This window comes from Gymnodinialimonas sp. (genome assembly GCF_059726805.1).
The window spans coordinates 3,427,312-3,447,052 of sequence record NZ_AP041059.1 but is presented as its reverse complement, the minus strand read 5'-3'; the positions used below and the strand labels follow the sequence as shown (position 1 = coordinate 3,447,052).

Sequence of the window (19,741 nt, the reverse complement as noted above, 5' to 3'; positions counted from 1 at the left end):
AGACCTCAAATCGGCAAGACGCTTTTCATCCAAGCAAGGGACGCGTCTGTGGGGCCGGTGGGTTTATACTCGGCCCCCAGTGGATGCTGCCACCCCAGGGCTTCGATCTCGGCGAAGACCGCGCCAAAATCGACCTCGCCATGATCCGGGGTGCCCCGATCAGGAACGGAGGCAAACTGGATATGCCCGATCAGGGGGTAGAGCGTTTTGAGGCGCGCAATCACGTCCCCCTCTGTCCGGCCCACGTGGTAACAATCGAACATCAGCCGCAGGTTCGGCAGGGCGATGGCCTCGATCAGGTCCGCCGCCTGTTGCGTGGTGTTCAGGAAGTATCCCGGCGCATCAAAGCGGTTGAGCGGCTCGATCAGGATCGTGATGTCCTTTGAGGCGGCTTGATCGCAGGCGTAAGTCAGGTTCTCGGTGAAGGTCGCCTTAGCCTGCGGACCTTCGGCAAACCCTGCCATCACATGGACAGCACCGGCGCCGATCTGGGCGGCGTAGGCAATCGCCTCATCAATCGCCGCGCGCGCCTCCTCCTCGCGGCCCGGGATCGCGGAGAGGCCGTTGTCACCCGCTGCCACATCGCCGCGCCTCGTGTTCAACCCCAGCATCGGCAGGCCCGTTTCGGCCATCGCATCGGCGACGTCGGCGGCGGGCGTCTCAAAAGGCCAATGGCATTCCACCGCATGAAAACCAGCGCCATGGGCTGCGCGGATCGCGTCGGGCAGCGATCTGTCCGTCCACAGGAAACCAAGGTTTGCGGAAAACCGCGTCATGCGTCCCACTCCACGTTGAATTTCGTCACCACGGCCTGGACCTGTGCGTCGGTCAGCCCGCGTGCGGCCACGCCGCGCATCATCATCGCGAGCCGCGCGCTGTCTTCCAACTCTTCAACCGCATTGCACGCCGCCTCGATATCCTTGCCTGCGACCACGGGGCCGTGGTTGGCCAGCATCACGGCAGAGCGTTTGCCCGCGAGGCCCCGCACCGCATCGCCCATGGCCGGGTCACCGGGCAAAAAGAACGGCAACAACTTCACCCGACCCAGTTTCATGATCCCGTAAGGGGTAAGCGTCGGCAGAAAGTCATCCTCATTCGCGTCGGGCATCATCGACCACGCTACGGAATGGCACGAGTGCAGATGAACAACCGCGCCCGCCGTGCTGCGGGTGTCGTAGAATGCCGTGTGAAGCGGCATTTCCTTGGTGGGCGGGTCGCCTTCGATCAGCGTGCCCGCAGCATCAAATCGGCTCAACCTGCCGGGGTCGAGCCGCCCAAAGCTGGTGCCGGTCGGGGACACCAAAAGCCCGCCATCCTCGGTCCGTGCCGAGATGTTTCCGGTGCTGCCGTGGGTCAACCCGCGATCGTAGAGAGACTTGGCCAACATGCAGATCTGTTCGCGCAGGGCTGTTTCGGTCATGACGTCTCCAGTTTTGCCAAGGCATCGCAGAAGAACGTCTCGGCTCCGAAATTTCCGGATTTGAGCGCCAACGCCATCGCGTGCCCACCGCTGCTGCAGAACGTCCACGGCACGCCCGGGGCGATTTCCGCGCCGATATCAACGCGCGTGACGCCGAGGGCCTGGGTGATCGCGCCCGACGTTTCGCCGCCCGCCACGATGATCCGCCGCACGCCTTTGTCACGCCCGGCGATGGCGAGTGTGGCCAAGGCCTCTTCCACGATCTGTCCGGCGCGATCGGCGCCGAGCGTGTCTTGCGCGGCTTTCACGTCCGCCGGGTCCGCCGAGGCATAGAGCATCGGGGTTGCGGTCAGAGGCTGGGTCGCCAACCAATCCAGCGCGAATTGCACGCCGTCTTCGGCCAGTTTGATCGGGTCTAGATGCAGGCTTGGCCCAAGCGGCGCGTAATGCGCGACCTGTGCCCGGGTCATGGCCGAGCAGCTGCCCGACAGGATCATGGCCCCTGCCGCGATGTCTTGCGCGCGGGTCGACGGCGCAGGCGCTTGGTCGGTCAACAAGGCGGGCAGGGGCATCGCCACGGCGCTGCCCCCGGTCAGGAGCGGCATGGCGTGACAGGCCTTTGCGATGACTTGCAGGTCGGCGTCGGCGACGGCATCCACGACCACATGGGCCACGCCGTCGGCCGTAAGCTGAGCAAGCGCGGCGCGCACGGCCTCAGACCCCCGCGCCACGGTCAGTCGATCCACGAGACCAACCGGCTGCGTGACCTGCGGCTTCAACAGACGCATTAGATTGCTGTCACGCATCGGCGTCAGCGGGTGGTCCTTCATCGGGCTTTCCGCGAGCGGCTGTTGTCCGACGAAAAGGTTGCCCATGAAGATCGACCGCCCATTCTCGGGGAACGCGGGGCAATAGATCGTCTGCGTGGCCCCCAGATCTTCCATCAGGGCTTCTGCTACCGGGCCGATGTTTCCCTCGGGCGTGGAATCGAAGGTAGAGCAATACTTCCAGAAGAAATGCGTCGCGCCCGCGTCGCGCAACCACGCCAGCGCGCGGCGGCATTCGCTGACCGCGTCAGCGACAGGGGCGGTGCGAGATTTCAGGGCGATCACCTCAAAGGCCGCGGCATCAGAAGGCGGCGCGTCCGGCACGCCGATGCGCAGGCTGATCGGGTGCCCGCTGCGCGCCAGGAGGCCCGCGAGATCCGTGGCTCCGGTGAAATCATCCGCGATGCAGCCCAGTAGTGTGGCCATACCCTTCGTCCCCTTCCGTCACGCGCGCCCATCAAGGATTGGGCGCGTCATCTTCCTTGTAAACGGCAATCAACTCATCGACAGAGGTTTCCGCCGTGAAGCCCAAAGCAATCGCACGCTTTGGCATAAAGGCCCGGGGCCAGGCGTCAATGATCGTTGCAATGGCCGGGTCCGGCACGCGGTCGATCAGGGCCGTGGCCTGCGTGCCTGCGGCCCGTTTCAGTGCTTCAATCTGCCCCGCCACGGTCGTCTCGACCCCAGGCATATTCAGGGTACGCCGGGCACCGACGGCATCGCCGTCGATCTCGGCCGCATGGATCAGAAAACCAACTGCGGACCGGGGGCTGACGAGCCAGTGTTTCGTCTCAGCCGCGACGGGCAGGGTGCTGCGTTGGCCGGCCAAAGGCTCGCGCAGGATGCCGGAAAAGAAGCCCGATGCCGCCGCGTTGGGTGCGCCGGGGCGGATGACGACCGTGGGCAACCGAATGCCCACGCCATCCAAAAAGCCGCGCCGGGTGTAGTCGTCAAGCAGCAGTTCGGTGATCGCCTTTTGCGCGCCGTAGCTGGTGTGGGGCGCGCGGATGTGATCGTCCGGGATCGGGTCGGGCAGGGGCGCGCCATAGACGGCAAGCGACGATGTGAAAACCACGCGGGGGAAATAGCCGTCGGCTTGATGCGCCATGCGGATGGCTTCGAAAAGGGCCCGCGTCGCATCAAGGTTGATCTTGTACCCAAGCTCAAAATCCCGCTCCGCCGCGCCCGAGACGATGGCGGCGAGGTGGAAGATGACATCCGGGCGCGCGGCCACAAGGTCATGGGCGACACCGTCATCGGATATGTCGACGGCGCGCGCGGTGGCAATAGCCTCCGCGCCACCGGGCACCGGCGGCTGGTTGATATCAACGAGGTCCAGCGCGTCAATCAAACGCCCGCCAAGCTGCGTCTTTGCGGCAAGGCGCGACGCCAGTTTTGCGCCGATCATGCCGCCTGCGCCCAGGATCAAAACTCGCATCATGTGCCTCCGTCAGCTGTCGTCGCCGGGCAAGCTGAGCCCCACGTTGCGCGCATAGACCTTGGTGATCGCGGCGTCATCCTCGGCCCCCAACCCCATGCCGACGGCGACCATGTATTGCTGGAGCGCCGCCGCCGTGATCGGCGCCGAGAAGGAGGCCTGTTTCGCGACATCCAACACGATCCCGAGGTCCTTTGGCCAGATGTTGATCTGGCTGTGGGGCGTGTAGTCGCCCGCGACAACATGGGGCGCGCGGTTCTCCAACATCCAGGAGGTCCCCGCGCATTGGCTGATGACTTCCAGGAAACGCTCTGGCGCCACGCCTTGCGTCATGCCGAAAGCCATCGCCTCGCCCATGGCTGCAATGTGAACCCCGGCCAGCAGTTGGTTAACCGACTTCATGGCCGAGCCCGCGCCAGCCGTGTCGCCCAATTCGAAGACCGTCTCGGCCGTGGCATCAAGGACCGGGCGGGCGGCTGCGAAGGCCTCTGCCGTGCCAGAGGCCATGACCGACAACGCGCCCTTGGCCGCTTTGATCGACCCGCCTGAGATCGGCGCATCGAGGTAGTGAACGCCGTTGGCCTCGCACCGCGCGGCCATATCGCGCGCGGTTTGCGGCGGAACGGTTGGGCAGGCGATCACCACGGCGCCCGGGCTGAGCTCGGCAACAATGCCCGCGTCTCCAAAGAGAACCGCCTCCAACTGCGCGGCATTCAGGACGACCACGACGACGGCGGATAGGCCCTCGGGCGTGCCCGATGCGCCGCCTGCTTGGCGAAATCGCTCCGCCGCTTCCGCATTCACATCCACGCCATACGTCCTTAGGCCCGCCTTGACGCAGGATTGCGCCATGCCAAACCCCATCGCGCCCAAGCCGATGACCGCAACAGATCCTTCAGCCATGCCGTTCTCCTTTTTCGGTGTGTTGACCTAATCCGTCACACCACAATGCGCATAGGTCTTCCATCACGGCTTTCTGCGTGAACGCAACCCCGTGGCCCCCGTCATATTGCCAGTGCCGCCCATGGCGGAGGCGATTTGCCAGGGCACGTTGCGCCTGAAGCGGTGCCTGTTCGTCTCGCGTGCCGGTGATGACCGTAGTGTCATGTTGGATGTCTGGCACCCGCTCCCAAACGTCATGGCGCGCGCGCGCGGCCAGAAGGCGCGCGTATCCGCCGCTTGTGACGGAGGGATCCGCGAAGGCCTTGTCGAAGGCCAACCGCTCTTCCAGACGGGCTTGGAAGGCGGGTGGGTCGGATGCCTGCAGCGTTCTGTTTGCCGTGTCTTGAAGGCAAAGCGCCTTTGTGGCGGCCTCCTTCGCGGGCAAGCCGAGGTGGGCCGAAATGTCGAAAGATGCGCCGCCATCCCCGCCAGCGGCAGCCGATGCTATGGCCAAATACCCCACGCGGTCCGGAGCCATCAACGCAAGATGCAGCGCGGTCATCCCGCCGAAGCTTTCGCCGATGACATTGGCAGAGGGCCACCCGATGGCGTCCATCAAAGCCAGGGCGTCAAGGGCGTAGTCTTCCATCTGCCAATCGCCGTCCGGCTGGTCGGACCGTCCAATCCCGCGAGGCTCATAAGTGGTGATCTCGAACCGTTGCGCGAGGGCCGTGTCCAGAAACTGACGCTTCAGGTGCAGGTCGAAGTTCGACCCGCCTAACAAAAGCACGCGGCCATGCGACTGGGTTGGTTGGGATCTTAGGGCGAAGAGGCGCAGCCTTTCGGTGTCGATAAAGCCCTCGGTGATGGACGCTGCCATCACGCGTCCACGCTGCGGTGCCGACGGTCGCGGATCGCGCGGTAGATCGGGAAGGCCAGCGCCAGGGCGGTCACCACGAAAAGCCCGCCCGCGATGGGATGATCCGTTGCGAATGCTGTGATGTCACCACGCGTCAGAATAAGGCCTTGGCGCAGGGTCAGTTCCAAGTTCGGCCCGAGCACCATGCCGATCACCAGCGGCGCCATGGGCACCCCTTGGCGGCGCAACACAAAGCCAAGCACGCCCGCAAAGCCCATCACCATAAGGTCGAACGGGTTGCCGCGCACAAAGTAAATGCCGACCCCACACAGAAGCACGACTCCCGTCATCATGTAGGCCTCTTTCATCCGCAGGATCGGCGCGGCGACCCGGCCCAAGGCCATGCCAAGAGGCAGCAACAGCAGATTGATGATAAAGAAGCCTGCGAAAATTGCCGCGATCAGCGTGGGGTTGTCTTCCATCAGGCGGAAACCCGGCGTGATCCCATGCAGCGTCAACGTGGCCAGCATGACGGCGGTGATCGCGTCGCCGGGAATGCCAAGCGCCATCGTCGGCACCAACGCGCCGCCGGTCACGGCGTTGTTCGCGGCCTCAGACGAGACGATGCCGTCGGGCTCCCCGGTGCCGTAAGCGTCTTTGTTGGGAGAAGACCGCTTACCCTCGGCGTAGGAAATAAACGCCGCCGTGGCCGCCCCGGTGCCGGGCAAAACGCCGATGACGTTGCCAATCAAGACGGACTTCACCAGGTTCTTCTTGCGCCCGGCCCACTCGCGCCAACGGGGCAGGACGATGCCGCGAAACTCGGACAGCTCGCTGACTTCCTCGGCCTTCTTGCTGACCCGGATGAAGACCTCGGACAGGGCGAAGATGCCGATGACAACTGCAAGCAGATTGAAGCCCGAAATCAACTGCCACGCGCCGAAGGTGAACCTCGGCTGGCCAGTGATCGGATCGCCGCCGACGGACGCCAGGAAGATGCCGATGGTCGCCGCAAGAAGCCCCTTGATCAGCGAGCCGGTGGAGACCGAGACGATGCAAGTCATGCCCAGAAGGATCAGCGCGAAGGTCTCAATCGGGCCGAAGTTCAGCGCCAGGGCTGCCAGTTGCGGCGCCGCGACAAGCAGCACCACCGCTGAGACGAGGCCGCCGATGACCGAGGCAATCGTGGCCCACCCCAGCGCCTTGCCCGCCTCGCCGCGCTGCGCCATCGGGTAGCCGTCAAAGCACGTCGCCGCCGATTGCGGCGTGCCGGGCGTGTTGATCAGGATCGCTGAGATCGAGCCGCCATAGACCGACCCCGCATAGACCGCGAGCAGTAGCAGGATCGCCGGGGCCTGTCCCATCGACAGCGTGAACGGCAGCACCATGGCGACGGCGACCGTCGACCCGATGCCCGGCATGGCACCCAGGATGATGCCCAGGACGGTTCCCAGGATCAGCGTCAGCAAAGCCTCGGCAGTGAACAGAAGCGCGATTGCGTCAGGAATGGCGGCAAGCATCAGCGCGCTCCGTCAGAAGAGGTAAGTGAAAGGCGATGTCGGTAGGGGCAGCTTCAAGACATGGTTGAAGAGGACCACAAGACTGCCCGGGACGATGATGGCATAAGACACGATGGCCAGCGGATTGCGCAGGCCAAAGACCCAAAGCGCCAGGATTGAAAAGGGCACAGCCGATAGCATGAAGCCAATGCGGGTGATCAGGTTGGCGAAGATCAGCGCCGCGATGACGAAGACGATCAGGGCCGCCCATTTATCGACAGGGGCGTCGCGCGCGCCCGACAGGGTGTCTTGCACGATGGCAATCGCGATAAGGGCGATCATGACGCCGAGGATGATTCGAGGGAAGAAGACAGGCGACTGAACGGCGCCGAGCAGGCGGTATTCTGTCCCGAACGTCGTTGCGAACAAAGCCACTGCGGTGATCAGCAGGGCCAAAAGGACGAGGACGCGTTCAGAGATGATTGTCGGCATGAGAAGGGTCCACCGGAGGGGTAAATGGCCCGGGTCAGTCCGGGCCATTTGATCGCGAAAGCCGCGCTTTAGTTCAGGCCTGCCGCTTCGATGAGGGCAGAGTTCGCCTCATACTGCGCGCGGAAGAAGGCATCGAATTCCTCTGCGCCGCGGTAGTTGATCACGGTGCCGGAGTTTGCCGCGAATTCCTGGAAGCCGTCCGAGGAGACGGCGGCTTCGCAAGCCGCTTCCAGGGTCGCCACGACCTCGGGCTCCACACCTGCGGGGGCGAAGAGGCCACCCCAAAGGTACAGCTCATTCAGCGGGGCTTCGATGCCAGCTTCAGCGGCCGTTGGGACATCGGGGTAGGTTTCCAGGCGCTCGTCGTTGAATACCATCAACGGGCGGAAATCGCCGCGCTGCATCAGGATCTCGGTGTCGCCGAAGAACTGGATCGTGCCTGCGGTCAGCGCCTGCACGGCAGGGCCAGAGCCCTGGAACGGCAGGTGAACCATGTCGTCGATGATGCCCAGTCCGGCAAAGCCCGCCACCGTCGTCAGGTGCGTCATCGCGCCCGCGCCGGACGAGCCATAGACGAGCGCGCCGGGATCAGCCTGTACCGCGTCCACGACGTCCTGGGCCGTCATGTAGGGTTGGTCGGCAGAGGTGAACAGCAGCGTCGGCGAGGCTGCGACCGAGCAGATCGGCGTCCAGCTGTCCACATTATAGGGCACGTCGCGAATTTGCGGCTGAATGGTCGACACGGTGATCGAGAAATACCCCAGCTGATAGCCGTCCGGGCGCTGGCCTTGCAGCGCCGACGCGGCAACTGTGCCAGAGCCGCCCGCCATGTTGGAAACGAACACATCGCCGCCGATGGCTTCGGCGAAATGGGGCGCCATGCCCCGCAGCAGAAGGTCCGTGCCGCCACCGGCGTTGAACGGCGCGATAAGGTTGATGGGGCGCTCTGGGAATTCTTGTGCAGAGGCCAGGCCAGCGGAAAAGGCGACGGCCGCAAGGCCCGTCGTGACGGTTGCAAACTTCATGTAGTCCTCCCTGTCGCCTCCGGGTGAGGCGTTCATTATGTCTCCCGTGACAGAATTGGTAGCGTTGTCATTTTAAATGTCAACGTTGTCATGGAATAAAATTTCGTGCAGAACTCGGGCGGGGAGAGACCATGACAAACGCCGACAGACCAACAGACCGCACGCGCCGCGCCACCCTGCGCGATGTGGCGAAGATGTCTGGCGTCAGCGAGATCTCGGTCTCGCGGGTCATGCGCGACGCGCCCTCGGTATCGGCGCGGCTGCGGGACCGGGTGATGGAGGCCGCCAACGCACTGGGCTACACGCCCAACCGGCTTGCCGGGGCGCTGAAGTCACAGTCCAGCAACCTGGTGGCGGTGATCGTGCCGTCGATCGGCAACGGCGTCTTTCCCGAGGTGCTGGACGGGATCGAGACTGTCCTGACCAAGGCCGGGCTGCAACCGGTTCTGGGCATCACGAAATACGACCGCGACCGCGAAATTCAGGTGCTGCGCGACATGCTGGCATGGTCGCCGATGGGGGTGATCATCGCAGGCACCGACCATGATCCTGCGGTCGCCGCGATGATTGCGCAGCACAACATCCCCGTCGTGGAATTCATGGATATCGACAGCGCCCCGATGCAGGCGGCCGTTGGCATTTCGAACCGTCAGGCGGCCATCGCGGTGGCGGACTTGCTGGCCGCGCGTGGCTACCGCAACCCAGGCTACATCGGCGCCTGGGCCGAGCGTCCTGATCGGTCCAAGATGCGGCGCTTGGCGTTTGAGGCGCGCCTTGAGGAACTCGGCATCCCCCTCAAGGATCGCGAAATCTCTGACACCCCGGCCACGCCCGAGGTCGGTGCGGAAACCACGCGCATTCTGTTGGAGCGCTCGCCGGATATCGACGCCATCTTTTACGCCAATGATGACCAGGCCCTTGGCGGATTGTTTTACTGCCAGCGCAAGGGGATGCGGGTTCCGGAAGATATCGGGATCATCGGGTTCAACGGCATCGGCCTTGGCCTCGCTACGCCCCTGGTTTTGGCCAGTGTCGAGACGCCCCGCTACCAGATGGGGGTGGAAACGGCGCATCTGTTGCTGGCGGCGGCGAACGGGTCACTCGATGCCAAGGTGATCGATTTGGGGTTCAACCTGCGGCTGGGTGAAAGCATTTAGGGCGCGCCGGGTGCGGTGCGGGCCATGACGAATTGGAAGACGGGAGCGAAGACATGACAACCACACTATCCGCACTCTGGATGGCACAGGATGCAACGGCGCCTGCCATCGGCGCGCCGGGCCGCGATTGGTTGGACTACGGCGGGTTGCGTGATGTTGCCGCCAGCACAGCCGCCGCGCTGCACGCGGCGGGCATCGGACGCGGCGACCGCGTGGCCATCGTGCTGCCCAACGGTCCCGAAATGGCGGCGGCCTTCGTCTGCGTCGCGGGCGTGGCGACGACCTGTCCGCTGAACCCGGCCTACAAGGTCGATGAGTTTGCCTTCTATCTGGAGGATCTCAAGGCGAAGGCGATCATCCTGGCCGAGGGCGATACGGGCCCCACCTTTGATGCGGCGACGGCGCAGGGCCTCAGCGTCTTGCGTCTTGAAACGACGGCGGGGGCGCCTGCGGGTCACTTCACGCTACGCGCAGAAACCAGCGCGGGAACTGCCGACACCAGCGCCCCCGGCGCCGATGATGTCGCCCTGATCCTGCACACCTCGGGCACCACGTCGCGGCCCAAGATCGTGCCGCTGCTGCAGTCCAACATAGCGGCTTCCGCCCGCCACATCGGGGCCTCGCTGGATCTTCTGGCCGGTGATCGCTGCCTGAACGTGATGCCGCTTTTCCACATCCACGGGCTGATCGCGGCGGTGTCGGCGACCCTGGCATCTGGCGGGTCGGTCTGGTGCGCGCCGGGCTTTGATGCGTTAAAGTTCTTCGGCTGGATGCGCGAGGCGCGGCCCACTTGGTACACGGCCGTGCCCACGATGCACCAGACCATCCTGAGCCGCGCCAGCCGCAACACCGATACCATCGCCGAGGTGCCGCTGCGCTTTCTGCGCTCGTCGTCGGCCTCCTTGCCCGGACCGGTGATGGAGGCTTTGGCCGAAACGTTCAACGCGCCGGTGATCGAGGGCTATGGCATGACGGAGGCCGCGCATCAGATGGCCTCCAACCCGCTGCCACCGCGCGCTCAAAAGCCCGGTGCCGTCGGGGTCGAGGCCGGACCCCTGGTGCGCATCGCCCATGAGGTTGAGAACCATCTGATCGAGGGGGTGGGTGAAATCGTCATCTCTGGCCCCAACGTGACGCCCGGCTATGAAGGCAACCCCGAGGCCAACGCGAAGAACTTCTTCGAAGCCGACGGCAAACGCTGGTTCCGGACCGGCGACCAGGGGCAGTTTGACGACGAAGGCTATCTGACGCTGACAGGGCGGCTGAAGGAAATCATCAACCGGGGCGGAGAGAAGGTCTCCCCATTGGAAGTGGACGGCGTCCTGTCCGCCCACCCCGCCGTGGCACAGGTTGTGACCTTCGCCTTGCCGCATCCGAAACTGGGGGAAGAGGTGGCCGCCGCCGCCGTCCTGAAAGAGGGGGCGGAGGCGACGGAGGGGGACATTCGCGCCTTCGCGTCCGAACGGCTTGCTGCCTTCAAGGTGCCGCGCAAGGTCGTGATCCTGGACGAGATCCCGAAAGGGGCCACCGGGAAGTTGCAACGCATTGGTTTGGCCGAGAAACTTGGCCTTACGGAAGGCGCCTGACATGAAGATCTGCATTTTCGGCGCGGGCGCGATTGGCGGCTACATGGGCGCAAAGCTGGCTGAGGTCGGGGCTGATGTGAGCCTTGTGGCGCGGGGGCCGCATCTGGCGGCGATGAAAGCCAAGGGTCTTACTCTGATTGAAGACGGCGTGCGTAAGACGGTTTCCGTCACGGCCTCGGACAACCCGGCTGATCTGGGTGTCCAGGACTACGTCATCGTCACGCTCAAGGCCCATTCCGTGCCGCCGGTCGTCCCCAGGATGACGCCCCTGATCGGGCCGGAGACGACGATTGTGTCAGGCGTGAACGGCGTGCCGTGGTGGTACTTCCATGGGCTCGACGGCCCGTTTGAGGGCACGCGATTGCAATCCGTAGATCCGGGCGATGCCCAGTGGGATGGGTTTGGTCCTGACCGGGTTCTCGGCTGCGTCGTCTATCCCGCCGCGGAAGTTGCGGAGCCGGGCGTGATCAACCACATCGAAGGCAATCGTTTCTCGTTGGGCGAGCCTGACGGATCAAAATCCGACCGCGCGGTACGACTGTCCAAGGCGTTGATGGCGGCGGGCCTCAAGGCCCCCGTGCGACCCCGCCTGCGAGATGAGATTTGGGTCAAGCTGTGGGGGAACCTGTCGTTCAACCCGATCTCGGCCCTCACCCATGCGACGCTTGATGTGCTGTGCACGGACCCCGGGACACGGGGTGTGGCGCGCGCCATGATGCTGGAGGCGCAAGCGGTGGCCGAGGCTTTGGGCGTCAAGTTCCCTATCGATGTGGACCGCCGGATTGACGGGGGGGCCGCCGTCGGCGCCCACCGGACCTCGATGTTGCAGGATTTGGACGCGGGGCGCCCGATGGAGATCGATGCGCTGCTGGGGTCGGTGCAGGAACTGGGACGGATCACCGGGTTGGCCACGCCCACAATCGACACTGTCCTTGCGCTGACGCAGCTGCGCGGGCGCGTCGCGGGGCTCTACACTTAGCATCGTAGTGGGCGTGACGGGCGGGCGCGTTCTTGCGGGGCAGGGCGGGGTGGCGTCATCACAAAACCTCAGGCGCGGCGCTACCTGATCCGCACGCCCTGAGCCTCCAGCGCCTTTTGCACCGCCGCGATGTCCACCTCGTCAAACGTGCAACCGCTTTCGACCGATAGCGCCGCCGCGACGCCGGCACCTTGGCCAGCTACCGCGCAACACGCCATGTTGCGTGTCGCGGCGTGGGCGATGCGATCTCCGCCGATGGCGCGACCAGCGACGATCAGGTTCTTCACCGCCTTGGGCAGCATCGCCCGGTAGGGCACATGCATGTAACGCCCGGTGGTGGGAATGATCAGAACGCCGTATCCGTCGATAAACTCGGGGTAAATACCAATAGTGTCGTCAAACCGCGCCTCGTGGCGCACGTCCGCCTCGGTCATGTTGTAGACGGCATCGATCTTGCGCGTATCGCGAATGCCAATCGACATGCCGAAGTTGCGCAGACGCACGTCTTCACATCCGGGTGTATAGTGGCGCAGCGCGTCAATCGCGTGCATCGCCTGGCGACGCCCCTCAATCTCGAACCGGGTCAAGCTGTCGGGATCGGTCCCATCGCAACCGGCGAGATGGACGAGGTTCATATAGGTCATCTCACCGCTGTCATGAACCGCGCCCCAGGTGCCCCCGATGGTGTTGAGATGCTCTGGGATGACGCCGTCCTTGATGGCGCGCTCGAACGGTTTGCCGAGGAATGGAGAGAACATGTCATCCTCTTTTCCATCGGTTTCCACCACCCACTCTCCCGAGGACCAATCCTTGTAGGTTTGCGGGTCTTTCTTGACGCCCGCCATGAACGCAGACTTGTTGACGCCCGCCAAATGGAACATGACGCTGGCCGCCTGCATGTCTTCGACCGGTGTTTTCTGGGTGGGCGCGCCCGCGCGGTGTGCGACATCCGCGTCGCCGGTGGCGTCGATCACGCGCTTGGCGAGGATTGCCTCGCGTCCCGATTTGGACTCCACGATCACGCCGATGATCGTATCGTCGTCCATGATCGGTGCGACGAATTGGCGGTGCAGCATCGGGTGAATTCCGGCCTCTTCCACGAGGGTGTCGGCCACCAGTTTGAAGCCCTCGCTGTCCAACTCGTAGCTGAGGGATTGGCTTTCCGGCACGGCGGCGCCCATGGCCTTGGCGCGCGCCTCAAATTCCCACCCGATACCGCCAGCCTCGACGGTGGCCTCATGGCGATACCAGGCAAAGCCCTCAACGCCGACCACGGTGATGTTGCCACCAAAGCAGCCAAACCGCTCCAGCAAGGTGACGTCCACGCCCGCGCGGGCAGCCGCCATTGCGGCCGCCAATCCGCCGGGACCGGACCCGACGACCAGAACATCCGTTTCGTGGATTACGGGGGTTCGGCGCGCGGGCTCAGCAATGCTCTTGGGTGTCATCCATGATCCCTGCGTTCATTCAGCGTCCGCACTGTCGGACCGACACGTCGTTCACGTCTGCTGACGATCCGGGTTCCCCTCAGGCGGATCATCGTAAATCGACCACCCGTAACCCGCCTTATTCTCCGGCAGGTCCTTTTGGCGCATGTTGTGGGCCATGTAGGTCTTGGCGATGAAATTTGCGGTGATGGGGGCTGTCAGAAACAGGAACAGCGAGATCAAGAGTTCATGGACCGAGATGTGGCCTGTCTTGGCGAAGAAGAAGATCATCGACGCGATCAGGACCCCGCCAACCCCCAGGGTCGTTGCCTTCGTGGGCGCGTGCAGGCGTTGCAGCGTGTCCTTGAGTTTCACCAACCCATACGAGCCGACGAAGCCGAAGATGCCGCTGATGACCAGGGCCGTCGAGATGAGGATTTCTACAAGAAGGTTCATCTTTCCGCTCCCTATTCGATGATGTCGCCGCGCAGCAGGAAGCGGCAGTAGGCGACTGTTGAGACGAAGCCGACCATGGCAATCAGCATCGCGGCCTCAAAATAAATCGCCGTCTCGCGCCAGATTCCATAGAGGACCAGCAGCGCGATCACGTTGATCACCATTGTGTCGAGCGCCAGGATCCGGTCCGCGGCGTCGGGACCCACGGCAATGCGCCACAGGTCCAGCAGAAGCGCGATACCATAGCAGCCAGCCGCGAAGATGAGGGCATATTCGATCATGGGAAGATCTCCAAAAGACGGCTTTCATAGCGGGCCTTGATCTCGTCGCGGACGGCGTCGGGATCGTCGGTGTGCAGGCAATGGACCAGGATCGCACTGCCATCCGCGGCTAGGGTGGCGGATACGGTGCCGGGCGTCATCGTGATGGTGCCTGCAAGCACGGTGATCGCTTCGGCAGAGGTCAACTCCAGCGGCACTGGGATCCAATGGGATTTGATCGATGGCTCGCGCTTGAACAGAATGATCAAGGCGACCTGGACGTTGGCCACAACGATATCCCAGAGCACGATCAAGACGAACTCGATGACCTTCAAAGGCCGGGCCAACTTCGGGCGATCCGGCCAATAGGCGGCCGTCAGCATCGGGATAATGATGGCGAAGGTCGTCGCCAGAATGAAGTTACCCAATGTGAAGGTGTTCACCAGGCCGAGCCAGACGAAGATCAGCATCAGGCTTAGAAGCGGGTGCGGGACTAGGCGGGTCAACATGGCTTAGTGATTCTCCTCAACAGGGCCGTGGTCTGCGTCGTGAGCGTCGTCGGTGCCAATGTCATCGGCGGCGATGTCCTCTTCGACGGGGCTGAGGACGGCATCGATATAGCCCGCCCGGTCAAACAATTGCGCCGAGGTATCGCCAAGGTAGGCCGACACGGGTCCCGCGAACACTGCCAGCATCCCCAGAACCGCGAGGGCCAGCATCACGGGGGCGACTTGCCCGGTTGTGGCGGGGACGGGCGGCGTGACCTCTGCGTCCTCATCGGCCTCTGGCACTTCGAGGGACGTAGATTTCCAGAACAGAACAGAGCCCGCGCGCGCGAACCCGACGATGGTCAGCAGCGAGCCTGCAAGGATCGCCGTCCAGGCCCATCCGATCACGCCTGGCTCTCTCAGGGCGTCAAGGACCAGAAGTTTGCCGAGGAACCCGCTGAGCGGCGGCATCCCCGCCATGGCGATGGCGGCGGCAAAAAACAGCGCCGCGAAGAGGCCATTTTGCACCGTTGGCGGCTCGGGCACCAGTGCGTCGGCAGAGCGGCGGGTGATGACGAGGTCTGCGATCAGGAACAGGCAGGCCGCCGCGAAGGTGGAGTGAACCATGTAATAAAGAGCCGCGCTAGTCGCGGTAGGCGAGAATGCCGCCACGGCCACGAGCAAGGTGCCCATGGAGCCTACGACTGAAAAGGCGATCAGGGGCATCAGGCGGCGTGCACCAAGGACACCAAAGGCCCCCACGGCGATGGTCACGATGGCAGCCGGGAACAGCCAGGTGGCGGCCAGATCCTCGGTCCCGGGATTGCCCGGCCCGAAGGCCGTGGTGTGGATGCGCAGGATCGCGTAGGCGCCGACCTTGGTCATGATCGCAAAGAGCGCTGCGACGGGCGCGGGCGCATTGGCGTATGTGGCGGGCAGCCAGAACTGCACTGGGAAGAGCGCGGCCTTCACCGCGAAAACGATCATCAGAAGGATTGCGGCGACGCGCGCCAAGGCGGCCTCTTCCGCCGGGATCTCGGGGATGCGGACGGCAAGGTCTGCGATGTTGAGTGTGCCGGTGGAGGCGTAGAGCGTGCCGAGGGCAAACAGGAACAGGGTCGAACCCGCGAGGTTCATGACCACATATTGCAGCCCCGCACGCATCCGTGCCTTGCCGCCGGAATGGATCATCAGGCCGTAGGACGCGATCAACAAAACCTCGAAAAAGACGAAGAGGTTGAAGATGTCGCCCGTCAGGAACGCGCCGCAGATGCCCATAAGCTGGAACTGGAACAGCGCGTGGAAATGGCGGCCCTTGGCGTCCCATCCGGTGGTGATCGCATGAACCAGCACGATCAGCGCGAGGGTCGAGGTCAACAGAACCATCAGCGCTGACAATCGGTCGAGCACCAGAACAATCCCGAATGGCGCGGGCCAATCGCCAAGCCGGTAGACATGGGTCGTGCCGTCGGCGGCCATGAAGGTCAGCCCCAGCGCGATGCCAAGCAGCAGAACCGTGCCTGCCACGGACGCCACCCGCGCAAGCGTGATGTCGTGGCGCATGACGAAGGCGATCAGCGGCGCCAGCAGGGCCGGAAGAATGACGGGAAGAATGACCCAATGCATCATGCGGCCCCCCCGTTGTCCGTATCGTCGTCGTCAGCCGCGATATCGATCCGGTCGCTATCGGCCTCCAGATAGGCGCCGAGGCCGATCATCACCAACACGGCGGTCATCCCGAACGAAATCACGATGGCCGTCAGGACCAGCGCCTGGGGCAGGGGGTCGGTGTAAGTGGCCTCGCCGTATCGCGACAGGATCGGCGATTGGTCGATGGCCAGCCGCCCGCTGGCGAACAGGAACACGTTGACCGCATAGGACAGAAGGGCGAGGCCAAGGATCACCGGGAAGGTCCTGAGCCGCAGCAGCAGATAGACCCCGCCAGCCGTCAAAACGCCGATGCTGCTTGAAATGATAAGTTCCATCTTAGCGCTCCGCCTCTTCTTGGGCTTGTTCGCCGGGGTCATAGTCCATCGGATCAACGTTCACCGTCTCACCCGCAAAACGTGCGATGCGGCTGAGGCTGTAAAGCATGAGCATGACCGCGCCCAACACCGTCAGGAACACGCCCAGGTCAAAGAGCATGGCGGTCGCCAGCTCAAACTCCTCAATCGGGGGCAGGTGGATGTAGGTGTAGGAGCTGGTCAGGAACGGCGCGCCCGCAAGCCAAGCACCGACACCTGTCAGCCCCGCGATTACGACGCCGAGGCCGATCATCGTATGGTACTCGATTTTCTTGCGCTCCTGCGTCCAGGCAAAGCCTGAGGCCATGTATTGCATCAGCAGTGCAATCGCGATCACCAGGCCCGCGACGAAGCCGCCGCCGGGCTCGTTATGGCCGCGCAGGAAGATGTAGAGGCCCACGACCATGGCGATGGGCATCAGCACGCGGGTAACAACCACCATCATCATCGGGTGACGGTCGCGGGACCGGTCTTGATCATAGTTGGTGTTCTTCAGGCGCCGCGCCGCCGGGCCATCCAGCAGCGCATGCATCATCGCGTAGATCACAAGGCCCGCGATGCCCAGAACGATGATCTCGCCAAACGTGTCGTAGCCCCGGAAATCCACCAGGATCACGTTCACCACATTGGTGCCGCCGCCGCCTTCATAGCTATTGGCGATGTGGTAGTCCGAGATCGTATCGATATCGCGCATCAGGAACGCGTAGGCGAGCGCAGCCACGCCACCACCCGCGCCCAGGGCGATCACACCGTCGCGGATCTTGAGGCCCATGGGGCTCTCTTTTGGGGTGGATTTCGGCATGAAATGCAGCGCCAGAAGCAGCAGCATGATCGTGACAGTCTCGACGGAGATCTGCGTCAGCGCCAGGTCCGGCGCCGAAAGGTACGCAAACCCGGCAGAGATCGACAGGCCGATGATCCCGATCAACACCAGCGCCCGGAAGCGGTAGTGGTGCATCGTGACCACGGACACGGTCGCTACGATCAGCATCAGCCAGCCCACGGCGATGACCGGGGCGACGGGCAGCATGTCCCGCGTCGGCGCAGAAAGCCCGCTTGAGGCGTAAGCGATGTAGCCCATGACCACCGATGTGGCCGTGAAGATCGCGAGGTAGCGGCTGATGGCGCCATTGTGGCTGACCTCGGTGATTGCGCGGGTTGCGGCGACGATAGCGTCGACGAGCTTGTCGAAGATCGCCTTCGCCTCGGGGCGCGGCAGGGCGTTCCAGACCTTGTCGAGGATCCCATGCTGGGTTAGCAAGATCGCGCCGCTCGCGACAGCGATGATCGACATCCACAGCGCGGGCGTGACGCCGTGCCAGATCTTGAGGTGCGGATGCAGATCCTCGCCTGTCACAGCATTGGCGGCGGCGGTCACCACGCCTTCGGCCAGGAACGGCGCAACGCCGATGATCACCACCAGCGTGACCAGCAAACCGGGTGCCGCCCACATGCCAAAGGGCGGATCATGGGGCTTGGAGGGGTAGTCATCGCGCACAGGTCCGAAGAACACATGGAAGATGAAGCGCAACGAATAGGCGACGGACAAGAGCGCGCCGATGGTGGCCATGATCGGGACCGCGTAGGGGCTGCTAAACCAATCGGTGTGCGATGCCTCCTCCAGCATCATCTCCTTCGACAGGAACCCGTTGAAGAGCGGAATACCTGCCATCGACAGGGCTGCGACCGTGCCGATGACAAAGGTGATCGGCATCAAATGCCTGAGCCCGCCGAGGCGTTTGATGTCGCGGGTGTGGGTCTCATGATCCACGATGCCGGCGGTCATGAAGAGCGCGGCCTTGAACGTCAGATGGTTGATGATGTGGAAGACGGCGGCAACGGCGGCGGCTGTGGTGCCGAAGCCCAGAAGCATCGTCAGAAGGCCGAGGTGGCTGACGGTGGAAAAGGCCAGAAGCGCCTTCAGGTCGTCCTTGAAAAGCGCGATCAGCGCGCCGAGCACCATGGTGATCAGGCCCGTGGTGGTGACGATGTAGAACCACGCGTCGGTGCCGGCCAGGGCGGGCCACATGCGCGCCATCAGGAACACGCCCGCCTTCACCATCGTTGCCGAATGCAGGTAGGCCGAGACCGGTGTCGGCGCGGCCATCGCGTGGGGCAGCCAGAAGTGGAACGGGAACTGCGCCGATTTGGTGAAGGCGCCCAGAAGGATCAGGATCAGCGCGGGCAAATACCACTCGGACGCGCGGATCTGGTCACCGGCCTGCAGGATATCCGTCAGGTTGTAGCTGCCCACGATGTTGCCCAGGATCAGCATGCCGCCGATCATGGCAAGGCCGCCCGCGCCGGTTACGGCCAAAGCCATGCGCGCGCCCTGGCGCCCTTCGGGCAGGTGCTTCCAGTAGCCGATCAAAAGGAATGACGAAAGAGACGTCAGCTCCCAGAAAATGAGCAAAAGCAGGATGTTGTCGGAAAGCACAATGCCCAACATCGCGCCCTGGAACAGCAGCAAGTAGGTATAAAACTGCCCCATCGGGTCTTCGCCGGACAGATAGAACCGGGCGTAGAGAATGATCAGCAGGCCGACGCCAAGGATCATCCCGGCGAAGAGAAGCCCCAGCCCATCCAGAAAGAACGAAGCCGACAGTCCAAGCTGCGGCAGCCATTGCAGCTCTGCCTGCACCACCTCGCCGTGCAACACCCCCGGTGCCAGAACCATAAGCATGGTCAGCGCAGTGAATGTCGGCACTGCCGTGGCAATCGCGCAAGCGTTACGGCCCGCACGGATCATCAGGCCAGGCAGGAGCGCTCCGATGAAGGGCAGCACGGCGATGAATAGAAGTATTGTCCCTTCGAGGCTCATGGTATGGCCTTGTCTTTCTTGGTTGTCCGAACAATCCGTACTGGGTGCGTCAAAGCACTACAACCAAACGTTTTGCCGCGCTCGACAATGCCAGGAGTGCG

General features: G+C 63.6%; 19 protein-coding genes. 3 read left to right on the top strand and 16 right to left on the bottom strand.

Annotated features, from left to right (window positions below):
- Positions 1-5: 5 nt before the first annotated feature.
- The 9 genes from AC6I9R_RS16810 to AC6I9R_RS16770 all read right to left on the bottom strand — a co-directional run bounded on the left by AC6I9R_RS16810 (position 6) and on the right by AC6I9R_RS16770 (position 8,442).
- Entirely contained in the window at positions 6-776 is a 771-nt protein-coding gene (locus AC6I9R_RS16810) for a hydroxypyruvate isomerase family protein (protein WP_461427326.1), read from the bottom strand.
- Positions 773-1,420, bottom strand: coding sequence for a 3-oxo-tetronate 4-phosphate decarboxylase (otnC, locus tag AC6I9R_RS16805; protein ID WP_461427327.1), 648 nt, complete (start codon positions 1,418-1,420; stop codon positions 773-775). Before otnC ends, AC6I9R_RS16810 begins: the two co-directional genes overlap by 4 nt.
- A complete protein-coding gene (gene otnK / locus AC6I9R_RS16800; RefSeq protein WP_461427328.1) occupies positions 1,417-2,673 on the bottom strand; it encodes a 3-oxo-tetronate kinase in 1,257 nt (418 codons plus the stop codon). Before otnK ends, otnC begins: the two co-directional genes overlap by 4 nt.
- Positions 2,674-2,704: 31 nt before the next feature.
- Positions 2,705-3,685 carry a D-erythronate dehydrogenase gene (gene denD, locus AC6I9R_RS16795; protein WP_461427329.1) on the bottom strand — a complete coding sequence of 327 codons (981 nt, stop codon included), beginning with the start codon at positions 3,683-3,685 and terminating at the stop codon, positions 2,705-2,707.
- A 12-nt stretch (positions 3,686-3,697) separates the two neighbouring features.
- Positions 3,698-4,588 (bottom strand): L-threonate dehydrogenase, encoded by an 891-nt coding sequence (gene ltnD, locus AC6I9R_RS16790; RefSeq protein WP_461427330.1) that lies wholly within the window; start codon positions 4,586-4,588, stop codon positions 3,698-3,700.
- Positions 4,581-5,447, bottom strand: coding sequence for an alpha/beta fold hydrolase (locus tag AC6I9R_RS16785; RefSeq protein ID WP_461427331.1), 867 nt, complete (start codon positions 5,445-5,447; stop codon positions 4,581-4,583). The genes ltnD and AC6I9R_RS16785 overlap by 8 nt, the downstream gene beginning before the upstream one ends.
- Positions 5,447-6,946, bottom strand: a complete 1,500-nt coding sequence (locus tag AC6I9R_RS16780) for a tripartite tricarboxylate transporter permease (RefSeq protein WP_461427332.1) — start codon at positions 6,944-6,946, stop codon at positions 5,447-5,449. The genes AC6I9R_RS16785 and AC6I9R_RS16780 overlap by 1 nt, the downstream gene beginning before the upstream one ends.
- 12 nt (positions 6,947-6,958) lie before the next feature.
- The gene (locus AC6I9R_RS16775) at positions 6,959-7,417 is read right to left on the bottom strand and encodes a tripartite tricarboxylate transporter TctB family protein (RefSeq protein ID WP_461427333.1); all 459 of its coding nucleotides are present in this window, start codon (positions 7,415-7,417) and stop codon (positions 6,959-6,961) included.
- Positions 7,418-7,485: 68 nt separating this feature from the next.
- The gene (locus tag AC6I9R_RS16770; protein WP_461427334.1) at positions 7,486-8,442 is read right to left on the bottom strand and encodes a Bug family tripartite tricarboxylate transporter substrate binding protein; all 957 of its coding nucleotides are present in this window, start codon (positions 8,440-8,442) and stop codon (positions 7,486-7,488) included.
- Between the two features lie 131 nt (positions 8,443-8,573).
- Here AC6I9R_RS16770 and AC6I9R_RS16765 point away from each other — a divergent pair, with 131 nt between their 5' ends.
- From AC6I9R_RS16765 to AC6I9R_RS16755, 3 genes are read left to right on the top strand one after another with little or no spacing between them, the layout of a single operon-like run.
- Positions 8,574-9,599 (top strand): LacI family DNA-binding transcriptional regulator, encoded by a 1,026-nt coding sequence (locus AC6I9R_RS16765; RefSeq protein ID WP_461427335.1) that lies wholly within the window; start codon positions 8,574-8,576, stop codon positions 9,597-9,599.
- Between the two features lie 53 nt (positions 9,600-9,652).
- Positions 9,653-11,185 carry an acyl--CoA ligase gene (locus AC6I9R_RS16760; RefSeq protein ID WP_461427336.1) on the top strand — a complete coding sequence of 511 codons (1,533 nt, stop codon included), beginning with the start codon at positions 9,653-9,655 and terminating at the stop codon, positions 11,183-11,185.
- A 1-nt stretch (position 11,186) separates the two neighbouring features.
- The gene (locus AC6I9R_RS16755) at positions 11,187-12,164 is read left to right on the top strand and encodes a 2-dehydropantoate 2-reductase (protein ID WP_461427337.1); all 978 of its coding nucleotides are present in this window, start codon (positions 11,187-11,189) and stop codon (positions 12,162-12,164) included.
- An 80-nt stretch (positions 12,165-12,244) separates the two neighbouring features.
- Here AC6I9R_RS16755 and AC6I9R_RS16750 read toward each other — a convergent pair whose 3' ends face one another.
- The 7 genes from AC6I9R_RS16750 to AC6I9R_RS16720 are packed head-to-tail and all read right to left on the bottom strand — an operon-like array spanning position 12,245 to position 19,640.
- A complete protein-coding gene (locus tag AC6I9R_RS16750) occupies positions 12,245-13,612 on the bottom strand; it encodes an FAD-dependent oxidoreductase (RefSeq protein WP_461427338.1) in 1,368 nt (455 codons plus the stop codon).
- Positions 13,613-13,663: 51 nt separating this feature from the next.
- On the bottom strand, positions 13,664-14,047 hold the full coding sequence (locus AC6I9R_RS16745) for a Na+/H+ antiporter subunit G (RefSeq protein ID WP_461427339.1): 384 nt from the start codon (positions 14,045-14,047) through the stop codon (positions 13,664-13,666).
- 11 nt (positions 14,048-14,058) lie between these two features.
- Positions 14,059-14,328: a K+/H+ antiporter subunit F gene (locus AC6I9R_RS16740; RefSeq protein ID WP_461427340.1), complete on the bottom strand. Its 270-nt coding sequence runs from the start codon at positions 14,326-14,328 to the stop codon at positions 14,059-14,061.
- Positions 14,325-14,816 (bottom strand): Na+/H+ antiporter subunit E, encoded by a 492-nt coding sequence (locus tag AC6I9R_RS16735; protein WP_461427341.1) that lies wholly within the window; start codon positions 14,814-14,816, stop codon positions 14,325-14,327. Before AC6I9R_RS16735 ends, AC6I9R_RS16740 begins: the two co-directional genes overlap by 4 nt.
- A gap of 3 nt (positions 14,817-14,819) precedes the next feature.
- Positions 14,820-16,424 (bottom strand): monovalent cation/H+ antiporter subunit D, encoded by a 1,605-nt coding sequence (locus AC6I9R_RS16730; protein WP_461427342.1) that lies wholly within the window; start codon positions 16,422-16,424, stop codon positions 14,820-14,822.
- Positions 16,421-16,780, bottom strand: coding sequence for a Na+/H+ antiporter subunit C (locus tag AC6I9R_RS16725; RefSeq protein ID WP_461427343.1), 360 nt, complete (start codon positions 16,778-16,780; stop codon positions 16,421-16,423). Before AC6I9R_RS16725 ends, AC6I9R_RS16730 begins: the two co-directional genes overlap by 4 nt.
- Position 16,781: 1 nt before the next feature.
- Positions 16,782-19,640, bottom strand: coding sequence for a monovalent cation/H+ antiporter subunit A (locus tag AC6I9R_RS16720; RefSeq protein ID WP_461427344.1), 2,859 nt, complete (start codon positions 19,638-19,640; stop codon positions 16,782-16,784).
- Between the last annotated feature and the right edge of the window lie 101 nt (positions 19,641-19,741).